Origin of the sequence: Dissulfurirhabdus thermomarina, from assembly GCF_012979235.1 — a bacterium.
GTDB classification, from domain to species: Bacteria; Desulfobacterota; Dissulfuribacteria; order Dissulfuribacterales; family Dissulfurirhabdaceae; genus Dissulfurirhabdus; species Dissulfurirhabdus thermomarina.
This window is the reverse complement of record NZ_JAATWC010000006.1, coordinates 55,246-73,835: the sequence shown is the minus strand read 5'-3', so window position 1 is coordinate 73,835 and position 18,590 is coordinate 55,246. Positions and strand designations below refer to the sequence as shown.

Sequence of the window (18,590 nt, the reverse complement as noted above, 5' to 3'; positions counted from 1 at the left end):
GTGTCCGCCCGAAGGAGAGCAAGCGATGTGCCAGGACGGCGCCCGGCGGGGAGGGTGGGGACGGCCCGGCTCGGCGGGCGCGGGCGGCACGGCCGTGGCGCCGCGGCGGGGTCCTTTGTCAGGAAATTGACGAGCCGCCGGCGGGACGGAAGGGCCCGCAGGGATCCGCGGCCCCTTCGCCGGGGACCTCGTCGGTCCGGACGTCGCGCCACCGCCAGAACCGATTCAGCCGTTCCCGGAAGTCCGCCTCCATGCGGTCCGAGAAGTGGCCGGCGGCCATGAGGAAGGCGGCGTCGCTCCCCATGGCGGCCAGGAGCGCTCCGGCGGCCGCCAGCGGGGGCGGGTCGGCCGCGGCCCGCCAGTCGGCGAGGGCCTCGTGGAGGCACCGGGTCATCCAGGCGCCGGCCTCCGGGTGGAGCCACCTTGCCAGCCCGCCGCCGGCCCCCCAGGTGGAGGCGCAGGGTGTCATGGCCTGGAGGGGCGGGCGCCCGGCGAGGACCTCCGAGGCGGTGACGGGCCGGGGGGCGCCGGGCATGCCGGCCAGGGCCTCGAAGAAGGCCTGGAGGAAGACCGGCCCCTCGTACCAGTGGTGGCCGAAGAGCTCGGCGTCGTAGACCGCCGTGGCCACCGGGGGGAGGTCGAGCCCGGCCCCGGCCCGCTGCAGCCGCCGCTGGAGAAGCACGGCGAAGTGGGCGGCGTGGGCCCGGGCGGTCCGGCGGGCGGCCTCCGGGTCGTAGGGGGCCTTCCGGTCCGAGTCCCGCCGGGTCACCCGGAGGTAGCGGAGGGGACCGCCGCGGTGGTGGAAGTCCAGGTAGGCCGGGTGCCCGGGGTAGCCGGCGTCGGCGGACCAGACCCGGAGGCCGGTCTCGGGGTCGCGGGGAAAGGCCGCCACCGTGCTTTCACCCAGGAGGACCGGGGCGAAGACCCCGCGGGCCGCCGGGGCGCTGCCCAGGAGGACGGCGAGGGACTCGACGAAGCAGTAGCGGAGGCCGTGGGCCTCCAGCACGGCCTCGAGGCCCGGCGCGTAGGCGCACTCCGGGAGCCAGGCCCCGGCGGGGGGGCGGCCGAAGGCCGCCTCGTGGGCCCGGACCGCCAGGGCCACCTGGGCCTCCACCGCCTCGGGTGCGTCCGTGAAGAGGGGGAGGACGGGGTGGGCCGCCGGGCAGGTGGCCAGCTCCACGACACCCGCCTCGGCGAAGGCCCGGAGGGCCCCGGCGACGTCGCCCCCGTGGCGCTCGTAGCAGTCCATGGCCTCCCGGCAGCGGGCCAGGTGCATCCGGGCCGCGGCGTGGAAGGCGGGGGCCTCCCGCCGGGTGCGGCGGACCTCCGATTCCGCCAGGGCGGTCATCCGGTCCATGTACCGCCGGAACGCCGCCCGGTGCCCGGGTGCCCGGAGCATGCAGAGCAGCGGGGGCGAAAGGTCCATGGAGAGCCGGAACGGGACCCCCGCTGCCCGGAGCGCCTCGAGGCAGCGGATCAGGGGGAGGTAGACCCCGCAGAGGGCCTCCGGGAGCCATTCCTCGGGGTAGCCCCTCGGCCGCCAGCCGGTTCCCTGCGCCTCCGGAAAGGGGGGCATCCAGGGAAGATGGGCGTGGAGGTGGAGGAGGACCTGGCCCGGGGCCCCGGTCTCCGCCGGCGGGGGCCCGCCCGGGAGGGCCGGCGGGCGGCGGAAGATCACCGGGCTTGTTCCCGTGGCCGCGGGACCGGCCTGGACCGGCCGGGAGCACGGGGTGAGGGGGCGCCGGCGGCCCCCGCGGGTCACCCGCGCCAGCCGCACCCGGTAGGCGGCGCCCGGGAGCGCGGGGAGCACGACGTGGCCGGCGCCGGCCGGGACGGGAGTCTCACCGGCCGGTTCCAGGCGGCCGTCCATGTCCCGGAAGAGCTGGACCACCAGGGGGCCGACGGCCGGCAGCGGGCCCCAGGCGGCCACCAGGGTCCGGGCGTCCGCGGGCAAGAGCCGGCACCACCGGGGCCCAGCCGGAACGCGGACCCGGTTTGACACGGCCAGGGGCGGCCCGTCCCCGTACCCGTCCGGGTGGAGCCGGGCCTCGTAGCGGCCGGGGCCGGGGCAGAGGAGGTCGGTCCGGCCGGAGGGCGTCCTCGCCTCCAGGACCCGGACCGGGCGGGCGGGGGCGCGGCCGCGGAGGCGGTACAGGTGGACGTGCGGGGCCGCCCCGGGCGGCGTGGCCAGGTGCCACCGGCACCGGAGGCCCGGGCGGCCGCCCGGCAGGATCACCCGGTGGAGTTCGAGGGCGGGGGGCGGCGCGGACATGGGGCGCGGGGCGGCGGGGTCAGGCGGCGCCCTCCCGGCGGGTCGGGGCCCGGTCCAGGGCCTCGCGGATGGCCTTCAGGAGCTCGTTGGGCGAGACGGGCTTCGAGACGAAGACCGCGCCTTTCTCGAGGAGGCCCTTCTTGTAGGCGTAGTCCGTGGCGTAACCGCTGATGAAGACCACGCGGATCCCGGGTTTTCGGGCCTGGATGGCCTGGAAGGCCTCGCGGCCGCCGAGCCGCGGCATCATGAGGTCGAAGAGGAGGAGATCCACCTCGCCGCGGTGCCGGTCGAAGACCTCCAGGGCCTCCTCTCCGTCCTCGGCCAGGAGCACCTCGTAGCCGTAGTCCTGGAGGATCTCGGTGAGGAGGGTCCGGACTTCGGGGTTGTCCTCGGCCAGGAGCACCGTCTCGCCCCCGGGTTCCGGGACCTCGTCGGTCTCGGCCTCGGGTTCCCGGGCCGGGACGGGGCTGAGCGGTAAGTAGATGGAGAACTCCGTCCCCTGCCCGGGGGTGCTCCGGACGTCGATGTGGCCCTTGTGCTGTTCCACGATCCCGTGGACCATGGCGAGGCCGAGCCCGGTCCCCTGGCCGATGTCCTTGGTGGTGAAGAAGGGCTCGAAGATCCGGTCCTTGACCTCCTCGGTCATCCCCGTACCGGTATCGGTGACCCGGAGCAGGGCGTGGGGCCCCGGCTGGCCGCGGCCCCGCGCGCGGACGAACTCCGCGTCGAGGGTGACGACATCGGTGGCAACGTGGAGGACACCGCCGCCGGGCATGGCGTCCCGGGCGTTGGCGGCGAGGTTCATGAGCACCTGGTCGATCTGGCCGCTGTCGGCCAGGATGGTGGGGTCGGCGGGGGAGAGGTCCGTCTCGACCCGGATGTCCTCCCCCACCAGGCGGGCGAGGAGCCCCTCCATGTTGCGGATGATGGTGTTCAGGCGGACGGGTTCCGGCTGGATGACCTGTTTCCGGCTGAAGGCGAGGAGACTCTGGGTGAGGCTCGCCGCCTTCTCGGCCGAGGCGAGGATCTGGCGGACGTAGGAGAGCAGGGGGTCGTCCGGGCGCATCCGGGCCTGGAGGAGACTGCCGAAGCCGATGATGGCCGTGAGGATGTTGTTGAAGTCGTGGGCGATGCCGCCGGCGAGCTTTCCCACCGCCTGGATCTTCTGCGAGTGGCGGAGCTGTTCCTCGAGTTCCCGCTTCTCGGTGATGTCGTTCATGATCTCGATCACCGAGACGATCCGGCCGGTGTCGTCGCGGAGGGGGTAGGAGTGGACCTCCACGTAGCCGGTCCGGCCGTCCTCGTCGAAGTGGCGGTGGACCACGGCGTGCGGTTCCCCCGTCTCGAAGGTGACCTTCACCGGGCATGCCTCGCCCCGTTCCCAGCACGGCCGGTCGCTGTGGTGCGAGGCCTCGTAGCAGTGGCGGCCCTTGAGGGACTCGGCGTCGGCGACCCCCGCCAGGTGGCAGTAGGCCAGGTTGGGGCAGACGATGCGGTAGTCGGGGTCGATGAGGACGAAGCCCTCCCCCACGCTCTCGAGGATCTTCTTGATGAGGCGCTCGGTCCGCCGCCGGTCGGAGACGTCCCGGATGACGCCGATCTTGCCCAGGGGGCGGCCGTCTTCGTCCCGCATCTCCTGGAGGTGGAGCTCGCCGGTGAACCGGCCGCCGTCCTTGCGCCGGAAGTCCACCTGGGCGGCCCCTTCCCGGGGTTCGCCGAAGACGGCGGGGGCCGACTCTCCGCCCCGCGGGGCCGGTTCCTCGTAGAGGAGGCCCACGTCCCGGCCGAGGATCTCCTCCCGCTCGTAGCCGAAGGTCTCCCGGAGGGCGGGCTGGTTGGCGTCAAGGATGCGGCGGTCCGGGTCGGTGATGATCACCACGTCGCGGAGGCTGCCGAAGAGGTTGCGGTAGAAGCGCTCGCTCTCCTCCAGCCGGGCCTTGGCCTCCTCGAGCTCCCGGACCTTCTCCTCGAGGCGCGCGGCCACGATGCCGCTGTACTTCTTGAAGAAGCGGGTCTCGTCGGGGGCGGCCCCGGGCGGCGGGGCCGCGGGTTTCACCCGGCACTCCTGGAGGATGGCGTTGATCCGCGCCCAGAGGGCCTCGGGGTCCGCGGGTTTGCGGATGAAGGCGGCGGCCCCCAGCTCCCGGGCGAAGTCCTCCTCCTTGTCGCCGGTGTAGACCGAGGAATAGAAGATGAAGGGGATGTCGCGGAGTTCCGGGCGGCGCCGGGCCGCCTTGAGGAACTCGAAGCCGTCCATCTCCGGCATGAGCACGTCCGAGACGATGACGTCGGGCCGGTGCAGGGTGGCCATCTCGAGGCCTTCCAGGCCGTTTCCGGCCTCGACGGCCTCGCATCCGCGCTTCTCTACGTTGGCCCTCAGGAAGGCGCGGTCCACGGGATTGTCGTCGACGATGAGGATCTTCATGCCCTGCCCCGGCTCGGAGTGGAACGCTTCTCGGCCGGTACTCCTAATTAATTTATCGGAATTTCAATATATTGTCGTGATTTCGGTATCCCGGGAAATACAAAGAAAAAGAGACCTTTTCGAACGACGAAGGCCCCGGTGCCCGCACCCGACTGGAGATATCAATCTAACCCGATTAATCCCCCTTGGCCAGCCCCGGTCCGGGGGGGCGAGCTGGTGGACGGTCGGGCCTTGTGCGCGGGGCAAAAGCGGCTATGCTGGAAAGAGGACTGAACGCCGCCCGGCCGATCCGGGAGGCCGGCGGACGGGGCGGCCGGGGCATCCACAGCGCTGACAGGAGCACGAGGCCATGGTTCGAGCCAAGATCACCAAGGAAGACGTCTTCCGGGCGGCCGACGCCCTGGCCCGACGGGGGGCGCGGCCGTCCGTCCGGGCGGTGCGGAACGAACTCGGGCGGGGCGGAACGGACACCATCTCGCGGTATCTGAGGGAGTGGAAGGTCGCGGGGGGCGGTGCCCCGGCTGAAAAGGAACGCTCCGCCCCCGCGGGGGCGGAGGCTGCGCGGCCGCGGGCCAGGGGCCGTGCCGCCGCCCGGGCTCCCAGGCCCGCTCCGCCCCCCCGGGGGCTTCCCGGGGCCTTTTTCGGCTTTGCACGATCGGCCGCCGAATTCGTGGTGACCGCCGCCGCCAACGTGGCCGTGGAGGGCGCGGCCAAGGTGGGGGAGGCCGCCCGGCGGGCCGCCGGGCGCGGGGGGGGCGCATCCGCCGTCCGCCGCTCCACCGGGTGCCGGTTCTGCGAGGCGGAACGCCGCCGTGCCGAGGCCTTCGCCAGGGAGCGGGACGTCCTCAGGGAGGAGATCGCGGCGGTCCGGACCCGGCTCGCCAACGCCATGGCGAGCTCCGATTCCCGCCAGATGATCGTTCAGCGCCTTTCCGCGGAGCTCGAGAAGGCCAAGGAAGAGTTCGCCGCCTACAAGGAAGAGGCGGAGCGGAAGATCCGGGAGCTCACCGAGGCGCTGGCCGGCCGAGGATCGGCCCCGAAGAAGCAGCCCCCCCGGGGGGGGCGCAAGAAGACCTCGGCCTGACCCGGGGCGGCCCCCTACGGGGCCCCGTGGAGGCGCTCGAGGACCCAGGCCATGTTCTCGCCGAGGGTCCGCATGGTGCGGAGCCCCTCCGCGTCGTCGGCGACTTCGCCGGGGTCCTTCCCGATGCCGATGTTCCAGTAGCTGGATCCCGGGACCACCATCTGTCCGATGAGGAAGAAGTAGTTCAGGGAGCTGAAGACGTGGGCCGCGCCGGCCCGCCGGACGGCCACCACCCCCGCCCCCACCTTCCGCTGCAGCATGTCGCCGTTGGCCCGGGCCACCATGCCGCTTCGCTCGATGAGGGCCTTCATCCCGGCCGAGACGTCGGCGAAGTAGGTCGGGGAGCCCAGGAGGATGCCGTCGGCCTCGAGCATCTTGGCGATGCAGGCGTTGAGGTCGTCGTTCTCCACGGCGCATCTTCGGTCCTTGCGCTCGAAACACTGGTAGCAGGCGATGCAGCCCTGGAGCTTGAGGCCGGCCAGGGAGACGAGCTCGGTGCGGATGCCCTTCGCCTCGAGGACCTCGAGGACCGCCCGGAGCAGGCGGTCCGTGTTGCCCTTCTTGCGGGCGCTGCCGTTGAACGCCACCACCTTCATGGAATGCCTCCTTTCTCCCGCTCCGGTCGCGGGGCGGAACCCTTTCCAGGATAGAGGGCGCGCGGGCGCCTGTCCAGCGGGTCAAGGCCCCGTCCGAAGGGACCGATGAGTCTGGAAGCCGGCGGCGGGATCCGCCCCGTTCCCGGCCGGGTCTCCAAACGAGGGGGGATGCCGCGCATGCCTGCCCCGATCTCCATGGACGCCGTGGACCAGGCCCTGGGACACCTGGGGTACCGGGCCGGGACGCTGAAGGCCCGGTTCCTGGAGGCGGTGCGCCGCCGTTTCGCCGAGGGCGCCCGCCGGGTGGACGCCGCCGAGCTCGTCCGGGAGCTCTGGGGTCCGTGGGCGGACGTGGCGGAGCTTCGCCGGCGACGAAAGAACCTCAGCGGCCTCAAGTCCGCCGTCAACGCCGATCTCAAGCGGCTCTTCCGGGAGGGGCACAATCCCGAGGGCCTGGTCGTCGGCCCCCGCAACGTCTTCTCCATGTGCGACGAGGCCAAGGACCGGGTGATCGAGGCCGTGGCCGGCCAGGTCCGGGACGCCGGCCTGGCCATGGAGGAATTCCTCGACCTCCTCGGCCGGCTGCGGTCCATGCTGCGCGACCCGTCCCTTTCCAGGCTCGTGGCGGAGGGAGCCGCCGGAGGGCTGTCCGCCGACCTGGCCGGGCTGCTCGGGGAGATCCGCGGGCTCGCCGGAGAGGAGGGCGCGGGCGGGGCGGCGCGGGGGAACGCCGGAGACGCGGCGGATGCCTCCGGGGAGGCCGACGCGGTGGAGGAGCTCGAGGACTTCGAGGAGGTCGAGGAGATCGAGGACCTCGAGCCGGAGGAGGAAGACGCCGAGGCCGCCGAGGACCTCGATGCGGCGATCGAGGCCTTCGAAGAGGTGCTCGAAGGGGACGAGACGCCCGGCGGGATCGAAGAGATGGAGGACTTCGCGGAGGAGATCGAGGCGGTGGACGACGGGGCCGAGGAGATCGCGGCAATCGGAGAGGACGGGGCGGCCGCGCCTGCGGGGGCCGGGGAGGGCGCCGCCCCGGCGGCGGCGGGAGGAGAGGCGGGCGGTCCTGCCGGGACGGCCCCGGAGACAGCCGGAAGCGCGGGAGGATGGGCCGCCTTCCGGGAGGCCCTGGCGGCCTTCGGGGTCGCCGGGCCGGGTGCCGGCGCCGCGGACGGCGGGACGGAGCCCGGCGAGGCCCGGCGCCTGGCCGCCTTCTTCGACCAGGCCCTCGGCCGGCGGGAGATGCGCTTCAACCGCTACCTCGCCGTCCCGGGCGGCGAGACGGAGGTGGGACGGGCCGGCGGCCTGGACGGGGCCCTGCCCCCCCGGCGGGTCCGGGTGGCGCCCTTCGAGATGGCGATGTATCCCGTCACCAACGCCCTCTTCGAGGCCTTCGTGGAGCAGACCGGGTACCGGACGGTGGCGGAGCGGGTGGGCTACAGCACCGTCTACGAGGGACGCTTCCGCAAGGCCCGGGACGCCGACGGCCGCCTCGCCCGGTTCGTGGTCAACCCCTTCCCGGCGGCCCGGAGGGTCCCCGGGGCCTGCTGGTACCGGCCCGGCGGGCCGGAGAGTTCCCTGCATCTCCGCCGGGATCACCCGGTGGTCCACGTGGCCCTGGAGGACGCCCTGGCCTTCTGCGCCTGGACGGGCCGGCGCCTGCCGGACGAGCTGGAATGGGAGGCCGCCGCCCGGGCCTTCCGGGCGCTCGACTACCCCTGGGGGGAGGCGTGGCGGCCCGAGGCCTGCAACACCGAGGCCGCCGCCGTGGGCGACACCACCCCCGTGGACCGGTACGAGGCGCATGCCAACCCCCTGGGCCTGGTGGACCTTCTCGGCAACGTCCTCGAGTGGACCCTCTCCCCCTTCCGCCCCGGGGGGAGCCACGGGCCCGGCACGGCCTACGCCGCCCGCGGGGGGTGCTGGATCTCCCCGGCCGGGGTGCGGCTGACGGCCCGCTGGCGGGTGGAGGCCCGGACCACCTCGAATATCCTCGGGTTCCGGTGCGTGCTCCTCTAGGACCGTTCCGGTTCGTGGCGCCCGCCCGGGAAGGAGGGCGCGGGCCTAGCGCCGCTTCCGGCGGACCCGCCGGACCCGGCGGACCACCCGGCGCCGTTTCGGCGCCGGCGGCCCTTCTCCATCCCCCGGGCCGCCGGCGTCCGCCGGCACCGACCGGGCGCAGGCGGCCCGGGGGCAGCGGAGCACCCCGCCCGCGGCCTCTACCATGAAGGGGTGGCCGCAGGCCGGGCAGGGGCGGGGGACGGGCCGGCCCCAGCTGGCGAAGTGGCAGCCCGGCCTCGGGCACGTGTAGAGCACCTTCCCGGCCGGGGAGGGCCGGGCCTCGAGGCCCTCGAACCCGCAGGCCGGGCAGGCCGGGGCGGGCGATCCGTCCGCGCTCGACGGCACCGCTTGCGCCGCCGATTCGGGTGCCCCGGCGGCGGGGGCGTGCGCTCCTGGACGCGGGGCCGCCGGCTCCGGTTCCGTCGCGGCGGTCTCCGGCCCGGGCGCCGCCTCCAGCGGCGGTTCCGCTTCCGGTGCCTCCTCCGGCGTTTCCTTCCCCGCGGGGGACGGCGTCTTCCCGGCGAGCCCGGCCGCCGCGGCCGCCCCTTCCGCCTCCGCTGGTTCGAGTCCCGGGGGACGGGCCGCTTCGGCCGTTTCCTCCCGGGAGCCGGATCGGAACGCGGCCGTTGTCTCCCCCGTGGCTTCGGGCGGGCCCGCCTCGGTGGGTCGGTCCGCCGCCGCCGCATCCCGGGGGGCGGTCGGCGGCGCTGCCGGTTTCGGCTTCGGCGCCGGAGGGGCTTCCGCGGCGGCGCCGCCGGGCGGGGGGGCGCTCTCCGTGGGCGCCTGGACGGCGCCGGTGGCGGTGGGCGCGGCGCCGGGCTCCGGGGGTCGCCCGGGTGCCCCGGTGCCGCCGGCTTGGCCCGCGCCGGGCGCCGCCCTTCGTTTGGCCGGGGCCGGTTTCGGCGGCGCCGCTCCGGCCCCGGCCCCGAAGATCCGCGGCCCGCCGGCCTTTTTCTGCCGCCGGGCGGCCAGCTCCCGGAGGCGGGCGGAGAGCCTGTCCTCCAGCCCGGCGCCGCGCGGGGGTGCCGGCCCGTACCGGGCCAGGGTCTGGTCGAGCTGGGCCAGGGCCTCGGCCCGGGGCTTTCGGCCCGTGAGGACCTCGTCCACGGTCTGCACGAGGTAGGCCACCAGGGCGAGCCCGGGAAGGCCCTGGAACACGGCGTCGAGGCGGCGGGCGGTCTCGGCCGCCGCTGGGAGGAGGCGGAGGGCGCCGTCCGGTTCCTCGGCGAGGAGCCCGCCCCGGAGCATCCTCCGGAGGGCCGAGGCGATGTGGGGCCCCGGCGGCAGGCCGCACGCCAGGAGTTCCGCCTCGAGTTCCGCCGCCGTGTACCGACGCGTTTGCCCGGCCGCGAGGATCAGGCCGGCCAGCGCCGCCAGGTCCAGGACGCATCCGCCCGGCGCGGTCCGGCCGCCCAGGGCGCGATCGAGGTGGCGGCCGAGCACCTCGTCCACCTCCCGGAGGACGGGGGCGGCGCCGGTGTCGGGGGGGCGTGGCGGTTTCTCGGGCATGGCGGACGTGGGCCGCCCCGGGGGGCGGCACCTGGGCTCCTGTTTCTCTTAACCTGATCGGATCGGGGCGGAGATCCGTGATTTTCGCCCCCGGTGTTAAACACCGGCGCCCCCGGTGACGAAAAGCAGGTTAGGCCCCGGCCGGGCCGATCCCTGAGGGAGGGAGGTCCCCATGACGGAACCCGCCATCCTGATCGTGGACGACGAACCGGGCGTTTTGGAGGCCCTCGAGCGGCTCTTCGGGCGCGGTGGGTTCGAGACCGAGACCGCCACCGACGGCGAGACGGCCCTCCGGCGCCTCCGGGAGAGGGAATGCTTCCTCGTGATCTCGGACCAGCGGATGCCCGGGATGACGGGGATCGATTTCCTCCAGGAGTGCCGGCGCGCGAGCCCCGACACCCTCCGCGTCCTCGTCACCGGGTATTCCGACGAGGCGGTCTGCCGGGAGGCCATCAACAAGGGCGAAGTGTACCGGTACGTCGTGAAGCCCTGGGACAACGACGAGATGCTCGCCATCGCCCGGGAGGCCAGGGCGAAGTACGATCTCCTCCTCCGGCACAAGGTCCTGTTCCGCCGCCTCCTCGAGCAGCGGGAGGCCCTGTCCCGGACCCAGTACGCCCTCATCGCCGAGCTCCGGAAGGTGCAGGGCATCCTCGACCACGTGGGGGAGGGGATCCTGGTGGCCGACCGGGACGGGGTCATCTACTTCGCCAACAAGGCCTTCGAGGCCTTGACGGGGCTGAACCGCTCCGAGATCCTCGGCCGGTCCCTGGAAGACTTCCTGGTGGCCGGGGGCGAGGAGGACGGGGCGGGCTGCTCCTGGCACCTCAAGGGGGCGCGGGGGCCTGTAGCGGTCCACCGGAACGTGGTGCCGCTCCCCTGTGAGGCCTCGGCCCCGGTGGGCTTCCTCGAGACCTACACCCCGGCGGACTGAACCGGCGGCGGCCTTTCTCCGCTCCCGTCCTCCCCGCCTCCGGCAAGGCCCCGGGGGCGGGGCTTGCCTTTTTCGTCTCCGCGTTTTAAAAACTATGATTTACGGGAAGGCTCAGGGACCGGCCCCGACCCTCGGCGGGGTCGCGCTCCCCCCCACCGCGACCCCCGTTCTTTCCCACGGCATCGCCCACGGATTCCGCCGGGCGGGGTCCCGGGCGCCGCGCCCGGCGGACCGGCCGGGAGAACCTGCGCCCTCGCGGCGCCGGGAGAGAGAGATGACGCAGAAAGAGATCCGAAAGATCCTCATCGCCAACCGGAGCGTCCCCGCGGTGCGTATCATGCACACCTGCCGGGACCGGAAGATCCCCGTCACCGCGGTCTACAGCACCCCGGACCGGCTCTCCGCCCACGTCTTCATGGCCGATTCGGCGGTGCACATCGGGGAGGCCCCTCCCGCCGAATCCTACCTCAACATGGAGCGGATGATCCGGGCGGCCAAGGAGAGCGGGGCCGACGCCATCCACCCGGGCTGGGGTTTTCTGGCGGAGAACGCCGACTTCGCCCGGATGGTCATGGACGCCGGGCTCACCTGGATCGGGCCGTCCCCCGAGGTCATCCGGGCCATGGGGGACAAGATCGAGGCCAAGCGCCTGGCGATCCGGGCCAACGTGCCCACCATCCCCGGCATCGACCGGGTGGAGGGCGTGGAGGACGTCCGGCGCTGGATGCGGGAGGAGGACGTCGCCTTCCCCGTGATGATCAAGGCCGCCTCGGGCGGCGGCGGAAAGGGCATGCTGAAGGTCTCCTCCGACGAGGAGCTCCCGGGCGCCCTGGAACAGGCACGCTCCGAGGCCAAGAAGTCCTTCGGCGACGACACGCTGCTGGCCGAGAAGTACATCGAGCGGGGCCGGCATATCGAGGTCCAGGTGGTGGCGGACACCCACGGCAACGTGGTGCACCTCTACGAGCGCGAGTGCACCCTCCAGCGCCGCAACCAGAAGATCATCGAGGAGGCGCCCTCGCCGAGCCTCGACGAGGACATCCGGAACGAGATCTGCTTCACCGCCACGCGCCTCATGCGCGAGATCGGCTACACCTCCGCGGGCACCGTGGAGTTCATCTTCGACTCCGCCACGCGCAAGTTCTACTTCCTCGAGGTCAACACCCGGCTCCAGGTGGAGCACGGCGTGACGGAGCTCATCACCGGGCTCGACATCGTGGGCATCATGATCGACGTGGCCCAGGGCGCGCCGCTCCCCTTCCGGCAGGCGGACATCCATCCCAACCGCTGGGCCCTCGAGGTGCGGGTCAACGCCGAGGACCCGAAGACCTTCAGCCCCTCCTTCGGCACCATCACCCGGCTCCAGGTACCCCAGGGGCCGGGGGTCCGGATCGCCCAGGGGGTCTACGAGGGGGCCGACATCCCGCCCTACTACGACTCCCTCCTCATGCTCCTCATGACCGCCGGGCCCGACCGCGAAAACGCCATCCGGGCCATGGACCGGACGCTGAGCCGGAACCTCCGGGTGGAAGGGGTGAAGACCCTGGCGCCGCTCTTGCTGAGCATCATCCGCCACCGGGCCTTCCGGGAGGGGAACTTCTCCACCCGGTTCATCGAGGAGCACATGGACGAGCTGATCTCCATGTTCAAGGAGCGCGACAGCGAGGACGAGGTCCTCAAGATCGCCAAGTACGTGGCGGAGATCTCGGCCCTGGGGCCGCAGGACTGGATGTGACCGCGAGGAGGACGGCGCCGCGGGGGAGACACCCCGCGGGCCCGGCCGTCCCGCCTCGGAACCCTTCGCGAGGCCATCAGATGCAAGCATTCAACTTCGTCAGGCCCGGCATGTCCCCGGCGGAGATCGTCCGGCGGGTCCGCGAGCTCGAGGGGGTGGCGCTGACCTCCACGGGCATGCGGGACGCGGGCCAGTCCGACTTCAAGAACCGGCACCGGATCTACGACCTCGCCACCCTGGCGCCCTACTACCAGGAGATGGGGCTCTTCAGCGCCGAGTGTCACGGCGGGGCCCGGTGGCACGTGGGCATCATGAACCGCCGGGAGAGCCCCTTCGAGGAGATCCGGATCCTGCGCGAGCGGATGCCGGGCGTCCTGCTCCAGACCCTCATCCGCGAGACCAACCTCTGGGGCTACCGTCCCTACCCGAGAAACGTCATCGAGTACGTGGTGGCCCGGGTGGACATCGACGTCTGGCGGTGCTTCTCGTTCCTGAACGACATCCGCAACATGCGCGCGGTGGCCGAGGTGGTCATGAAGCGCGGCCGCCTCTTCCAGCCCGCCATCTCCTTCACCCAGGCCGACTGGACCACCAACGACTACTACCTCGGCGTGGTGCGGGAGATCGTGGATCTGTGCGGCGGCACCGACGAGATCATCCTCTGCATCAAGGACATGGCGGGGGTGGGGAGCCCCGGGCGCATCCACAGCCTCGTCGACGCCATCAAGCAGGCCTACCCGGACCTCGTGGTCCAGTACCACCGGCACGCCACCGACGGCCTGGCGCTCCCGGCGCTGCTCGCCGCCGCCCGGGCCGGGGCCAAGATCGTGGACGTGGAGGAGGATTCCCTCACCCGCTTCTACGGCCAGGCCCCAATCCTCGGCGTGCAGGCCTACTTCGAGGAGTCCGGGGTGCCCGTACACCTCAACCGGGCGGCCGCCGAGGCCGCGGTCCAGAAGGTGCGCGACTGGATCGGCCACTACGAGTGGGCCGAGTCCCCCTTCAAGGGCTTCGATCACATGGTCACGGTCCACCGGATGCCGGGCGGGGCCTTCCCGAGCTCCTTCGAGCAGGCGGAGAAGGGCGGCTTCCTCCACCTCATGCCCGCCATCCTCCGGGTGATGTCCCTCTACAACCGGATCGTCCGGTACTTCGACGTGACCCCGGGCTCCCAGATCACCTGGGTCACCTGCAGCGGCATCGTGAACAAGTACGCCAAGGAACGGGGCACCGCCGGGGTGGACCACGTGATCCGGCTGCTCGAGAAGTTCGTGGAGGAGAAGGGCCAGAACCTCAAGGCCATGACCAAGGCCGAGCGCGAGGAGCTGCTCGCCCTCTTCGCCTCCGCCCCCGGCGACTTCAAGAACCTGCTCCTCGGCGGCTACGGCCGGCTGCCCATGGGGTGGCCCGCCGACTGGGTCTACCAGAGCGCCTTCGGCGACGAGTGGAAGGAGCGGGTCAAGGAGCGCAAGGAACTCTCCCCCCTGGAGACCCTGGAAGAGGACGACCTCGACCGGATCCGGGCCGACCTCGCCGAGACCCTGGGCCGGGCCCCCACCGAGGAGGAGTTCATCCTCTACCTCATGCATCCCAAGGACGCCCTCTCCATGATCGACTTCCGGGAGATCTACGGCGAGACACCCCTGGTGCTGCCCACCGACGTCTGGCGGGAGGGGCTCAAGCGCTCCGGCGACAAGGTGGAGTTCGAACTCTGGGGCAAGCCCTATTGCATCGAGCTGGTCTCGGTGGGCGAGGAACACGAGGGGGTCATCCACGTGGTCATGCGCGTCAACAACAAGACCCGGGTCTACACGGTGGAGACCCCGAGGGCCAAGAAGGTGGAGATCCGGATGGCCAAGGGGCCGGGCCAGGTGGGGGCCCCCATCAACGGCAACGTCTGGCGCATCGGCAACCCCGAGCGCGGCGCCCTCAAGGTGGGTGACATCGTCCACAAGGGCGAGGAGATCGCCAACCTCGAGGCCATGAAGATGGAGAACGCCATCCTCGCTCCCTTCGACGGCCAGATCGTGGAGATCGCCGTCCAGCTCAACGACACGGTCCAGGAAGGCCAGCTCCTCTTCGTCCTCGACAAGGACGTGGTCAAGGAAGAGGCCGGGCCCGTGGACGAGACCTGACGTCCCGGCGGCGTTTTCGGGATCCGGCCCGCGTGCCGATAACCTGACCGGAGGCCAGGTGACGAGGGGCGGCCCCCGCGTGCGGCCCCGCGTCTTTCCGGGAGGGTTCGCCATGGCGTCTCGAAGGGCCGCCCGCGGGGGCCCCGCGCATCGATTTCTCCATTGGGCGTGCCCGCCCCCGCCGCATCCCCCGCCGTCCGTCTCCGCCGCCCTCCGCGGCGGCGTCCCGGGCCGTCCGTGGCCGGGTCCCGCACGGGTGTCCTCATGAAGGAAGAGTTCCTGCACAAGCTGATGTCGGCCTCCACGGAGATCATCTCCACCACCGACGTCAAGGGGCTCTACCGGAAGATCACGTCCATCATGCAGGACTTCCTGCGGCTGGATTTCTCCACGGTCATGACCCTCTCGGACGACAAGCGGCACCTCGTCATCCGGGACACCCTGGGGTTTCCCGCCTCGATGATCGATTCCTTCAGCCTCGTGGAGGGGCAGGGGCTCTCCACCTGGGTGGTCCGGAACCGCCGGGCCGCCATCACCCCGGATTTCCGCCGCGAGACCCGGTTCGAGGTCCCGCCGGTGGTGTTCGAGGAGGGCATCTCGTCGGCCATCTGCGTGCCGATGATGCTCGGGGACGAGGTCTTCGGGGTCTTCATCGGCCACACGCGCGAGCGGCGGGATTTCACCAGGGAAGAGGTCTACTTCTGCCAGACCATCGGGAACCAGGCCGCCGTCGCCATCCAGAACGCCCTGAACATGCTCGCCGTCACGGAGGCGGAGGAACGCTACCGGGAGATCTTCCACAACGCCAACGACGCCCTGTTCCTCGTCGAGATGGTGGGGGAGCGCGTGCCCGGCAGGTTCATCGACGCCAACGACGTCGCCTGCCGGATGTACGGCTACGACCGCGGGGAGCTTCTGTCCCTGACGCTCCGGGACGTCACGGCCCCCGGCGGCCGGCAGGAGCTGGAAGAAAGGTTGCGGGACCTTGCGCGGGCGGGAAGGAGCGTCTTCGAGGTCGATCACGTCACCCGGGACGGGCGCGTCTTCCCCGTGGAGATCAGCGCCCACGTCTTCTCGCTCGAGGGGCGGGAGACCCTGCTCCTGGTGGGGCGCGACGTCTCGGAGCGCCGGCGGAGCGAGGAGGAGAAACGCCAACTCGAGGCCCAGCTCCACCAGGCCCAGAAGATGGAGTCCATCGGGCGCCTGGCCGGCGGCATCGCCCACGACTTCAACAACCTCCTCTCGGCCGTCCTGGGCTACTGCGAGCTCCTGCTCCTGAAGGTGCCCGAGGAGGCCCCCTTCCGGGAGGAGGTCGAGGCGATCCGAGCGGCCGGGGAGAAGGCCGCCACCCTCACGCGCCAGCTGCTCGCCTTCAGCCGCAAGCAGGTCCTGGAGGTCAAGCCGCTCCACATGAACCGGGTCATCGACGGCATCGTCCAGCTGCTCGGCAAGATCCTCGGCGAGGACATCGAGATCGAGGTGCGGCTCGCTGCGGAGGGCGACGTCGTCGAGGCCGACCAGGGGCAGCTTGAGCAGGTCTTCATGAACCTCGCCGTCAACGCCAGGGACGCCATGCCGGGCGGCGGCCGGCTCATCATCGAGACCCTGGAGGTCCGCCTCGACGAGGCGTACGCCCTGGCCCACCCGGGGGTGCGGCCCGGGGCGTACGTCATGGTCGCCGTCACGGATTTCGGGGTGGGGATGCCGAAGGACGTACTCGAGCACATCTTCGACCCGTTTTTCACCACCAAGGAGCGGGGCAAGGGCACGGGGCTCGGCCTCTCCATGGTGCACGGGGTGGTGCGGCAGCACAACGGCTACATCAACGTCTACAGCGAGGTGGGGAGGGGGACCACGTTCAAGATATTCTTCCCCAGGTGCACCGAGGCCCCGGCGGCGGAGGAACGCGCCGAGGGGGAGGGCGCCGTCTGTCTCCAGGGCACCGAGACCATCCTCGTGGTCGACGACGAACCGTCGATCCGGGAACTCGTGGTGGCCACCCTCGAGCCCTTCGGTTACAAGTGTCTTGCGGCGTCCTGCGGGGCGGAGGCGCTCGGGATGCTGGAGGCCATGGAGCCGAAGCCGCAGCTCGTCCTCACGGACGTCATCATGCCGGGGATGAACGGGCGGGAGCTGGCCGAGCGCCTCCGGGCCGAGATGCCGTCGCTCAAGGTGGTCTTCATGTCCGGGTACACGGACAACGCCATCGTCCACCACGGGGTCCTCGAGGACAACGTCCGCTTCATCCAGAAGCCGGTGACCCCGAGCGTCCTGTTGCGGAAGATCCGCGAGGCGCTGGACGGGTAGGGACGGCGCGGCGGGCCGAGGGCCCTGTCGCCGTCCATACCCGCCCGGGCCGGGTCGAGACGACGAGGAGAACCTGAAGCCATGGACCTTTCCCAGCTGCTCGATCGCGTGAACCATTTCGTCTGGGGCGGATTCATGCTCTATGCCCTGGTGTTCACCGGTGTCTTGCTCACCCTTCGGTGCCGGTTCCTCCAGGTCTTCCACCTGCCCCGGGCCCTGCGCCTCGTGCTCTGCCGGCCCCAGGACGGGGAGGCGCCCGGCGACATCTCGCCGTTTCAGGCCCTCACCACGGCGCTCTCGGCCACCATCGGCACGGGCAACATCGCCGGCGTCGCCACCGCCATCGCCATGGGCGGCCCCGGGGCCGTCTTCTGGATGTGGGTGTGCGCCTTCTTCGGCATGGCCACCAAGTTCGCCGAGGCGGTCCTGGCCGTCCGCTTCCGCCGGACACTCCCGGACGGCACCATGCAGGGCGGCCCCATGCGCTACATCGCCGACGGCCTCGGCCTGCCCTGGCTCGGCTGGATCTTCGCCCTGATGGGGGCCGTGGCGGCCTTCGGCATCGGGAGCATGGTCCAGTCGAACTCCGTGGCGGTGGTCCTCCGCGAGGAATGGGGAGTGCCCGTCGCGGTCACCGGGGGGGTGCTGGCGGTGATGACCGGGGTGGTGATCATCGGCGGCATCCGGCGCATCGGGCGGGTGACGGAGCGCCTCGTGCCCGTCATGGCCGTCTTCTACGTGGCCGGTTCCCTCCTCGTCCTGCTGCTCCACCTCGACCGGCTGCCCGGGGCCCTCGCCCTGATCTTCCAGGGGGCCTTTCACGGAACGGCCGCCGCCGGGGGCGCGGCGGGGGCCACCGTGGCCGCGGCCGTCCGCTACGGGGTGGCACGGGGGGTCTTCTCCAACGAGGCGGGCCTCGGCAGCGCCCCCATCGCCCACGCCGCGGCCCGGACGGAGAGCCCCGTCCGCCAGGGCCTCGTCGCCATGACCGGGGTCTTTTTCGACACCATGGTCATCTGCACCATGACCGCCCTCGTGATCCTCACCACCGGGGCCTGGACTACCGGGGAGACCACCAGCACCCTCACCCGGCTGGCCTTCGAGCAGGGGCTTCCCCGGGGCGGGGGGGTCATCGTCAGCCTGGGGCTTGCCGTCTTCGCCTATTCCACCATGATCGGCTGGTCCTACTACGGCGAGGAGTGCATCGAGTACCTCCTGGGCCTCCGGGCCCGGATGCCCTACCGCTTCGTCTTCTGCGCGGCCATCGCCCTCGGGGCCTTCCAGAGGGTGGACGTCGTCTGGAACCTCGCCGACACCATGAACGGCGCCATGGCCATCCCCAACCTGGTGGGGCTGCTGGGGCTGTCGGGCCTCGTGGCCCGGCTCACCCGAGAGACCATGGCGCACCCGGAGCGGCTCTTCTCCTGACGGGGCGGCGCCGCCTCGCCACGAGCGCGCCTTTCCCATCCGCCGGCACCCGTGGTAGAAAGTCTCCAGGGCCCCGCGGGGCCCCGATTCCCCGCCGACCGGGCGGC

The 18,590-nt window shown here is 72.1% G+C and carries 11 protein-coding genes; 7 read left to right on the top strand and 4 right to left on the bottom strand.

Translation table 11 applies throughout. From position 1 onward, the window contains the following. Nucleotides 1-118: 118 nt before the first annotated feature. Both HCU62_RS08095 and HCU62_RS08090 read right to left on the bottom strand, forming a co-directional pair. On the bottom strand, nucleotides 119-2,272 hold the full coding sequence (locus HCU62_RS08095) for a glycoside hydrolase family 57 protein (RefSeq protein ID WP_169755553.1): 2,154 nt from the start codon (nucleotides 2,270-2,272) through the stop codon (nucleotides 119-121). A gap of 19 nt (nucleotides 2,273-2,291) precedes the next feature. Next, complete coding sequence (locus tag HCU62_RS08090; protein WP_163297640.1) at nucleotides 2,292-4,697, bottom strand: response regulator; 2,406 nt, start codon at nucleotides 4,695-4,697, stop codon at nucleotides 2,292-2,294. A 349-nt stretch (nucleotides 4,698-5,046) separates the two neighbouring features. On the opposite strand from HCU62_RS08090, the gene HCU62_RS08085 reads away from it, so the two are divergent. Then, nucleotides 5,047-5,781, top strand: coding sequence for a DNA-binding protein (locus tag HCU62_RS08085; protein ID WP_163297641.1), 735 nt, complete (start codon nucleotides 5,047-5,049; stop codon nucleotides 5,779-5,781). Between the two features lie 14 nt (nucleotides 5,782-5,795). On the opposite strand, the gene HCU62_RS08080 is transcribed toward HCU62_RS08085, so the two are convergent. Beyond that, nucleotides 5,796-6,377, bottom strand: a complete 582-nt coding sequence (locus HCU62_RS08080) for a flavodoxin family protein (RefSeq protein WP_163297642.1) — start codon at nucleotides 6,375-6,377, stop codon at nucleotides 5,796-5,798. A 177-nt stretch (nucleotides 6,378-6,554) separates the two neighbouring features. Here HCU62_RS08080 and HCU62_RS12655 point away from each other — a divergent pair, with 177 nt between their 5' ends. Next, entirely contained in the window at nucleotides 6,555-8,393 is a 1,839-nt protein-coding gene (locus HCU62_RS12655; protein ID WP_163297643.1) for an SUMF1/EgtB/PvdO family nonheme iron enzyme, read from the top strand. 45 nt (nucleotides 8,394-8,438) lie between these two features. Here HCU62_RS12655 and HCU62_RS08070 read toward each other — a convergent pair whose 3' ends face one another. Next, nucleotides 8,439-9,944, bottom strand: coding sequence for a hypothetical protein (locus HCU62_RS08070; RefSeq protein ID WP_163297644.1), 1,506 nt, complete (start codon nucleotides 9,942-9,944; stop codon nucleotides 8,439-8,441). A gap of 172 nt (nucleotides 9,945-10,116) precedes the next feature. Between HCU62_RS08070 and HCU62_RS12650 the strand changes: the two genes are divergently transcribed. From HCU62_RS12650 to HCU62_RS08045, 5 genes are all read left to right on the top strand, one after another. After that, the gene (locus tag HCU62_RS12650; RefSeq protein ID WP_163297645.1) at nucleotides 10,117-10,878 is read left to right on the top strand and encodes a response regulator; all 762 of its coding nucleotides are present in this window, start codon (nucleotides 10,117-10,119) and stop codon (nucleotides 10,876-10,878) included. Between the two features lie 274 nt (nucleotides 10,879-11,152). Beyond that, nucleotides 11,153-12,613, top strand: a complete 1,461-nt coding sequence (locus HCU62_RS08060; RefSeq protein ID WP_163297646.1) for an acetyl-CoA carboxylase biotin carboxylase subunit — start codon at nucleotides 11,153-11,155, stop codon at nucleotides 12,611-12,613. Nucleotides 12,614-12,693: 80 nt separating this feature from the next. After that, nucleotides 12,694-14,748, top strand: coding sequence for a biotin/lipoyl-containing protein (locus HCU62_RS08055; protein ID WP_163297647.1), 2,055 nt, complete (start codon nucleotides 12,694-12,696; stop codon nucleotides 14,746-14,748). 264 nt (nucleotides 14,749-15,012) lie between these two features. Further along, nucleotides 15,013-17,055 carry a hybrid sensor histidine kinase/response regulator gene (locus tag HCU62_RS08050; RefSeq protein WP_163297648.1) on the top strand — a complete coding sequence of 681 codons (2,043 nt, stop codon included), beginning with the start codon at nucleotides 15,013-15,015 and terminating at the stop codon, nucleotides 17,053-17,055. An 81-nt stretch (nucleotides 17,056-17,136) separates the two neighbouring features. Then, nucleotides 17,137-18,483: an alanine/glycine:cation symporter family protein gene (locus HCU62_RS08045; RefSeq protein ID WP_163297649.1), complete on the top strand. Its 1,347-nt coding sequence runs from the start codon at nucleotides 17,137-17,139 to the stop codon at nucleotides 18,481-18,483. Nucleotides 18,484-18,590: the final 107 nt, after the last annotated feature.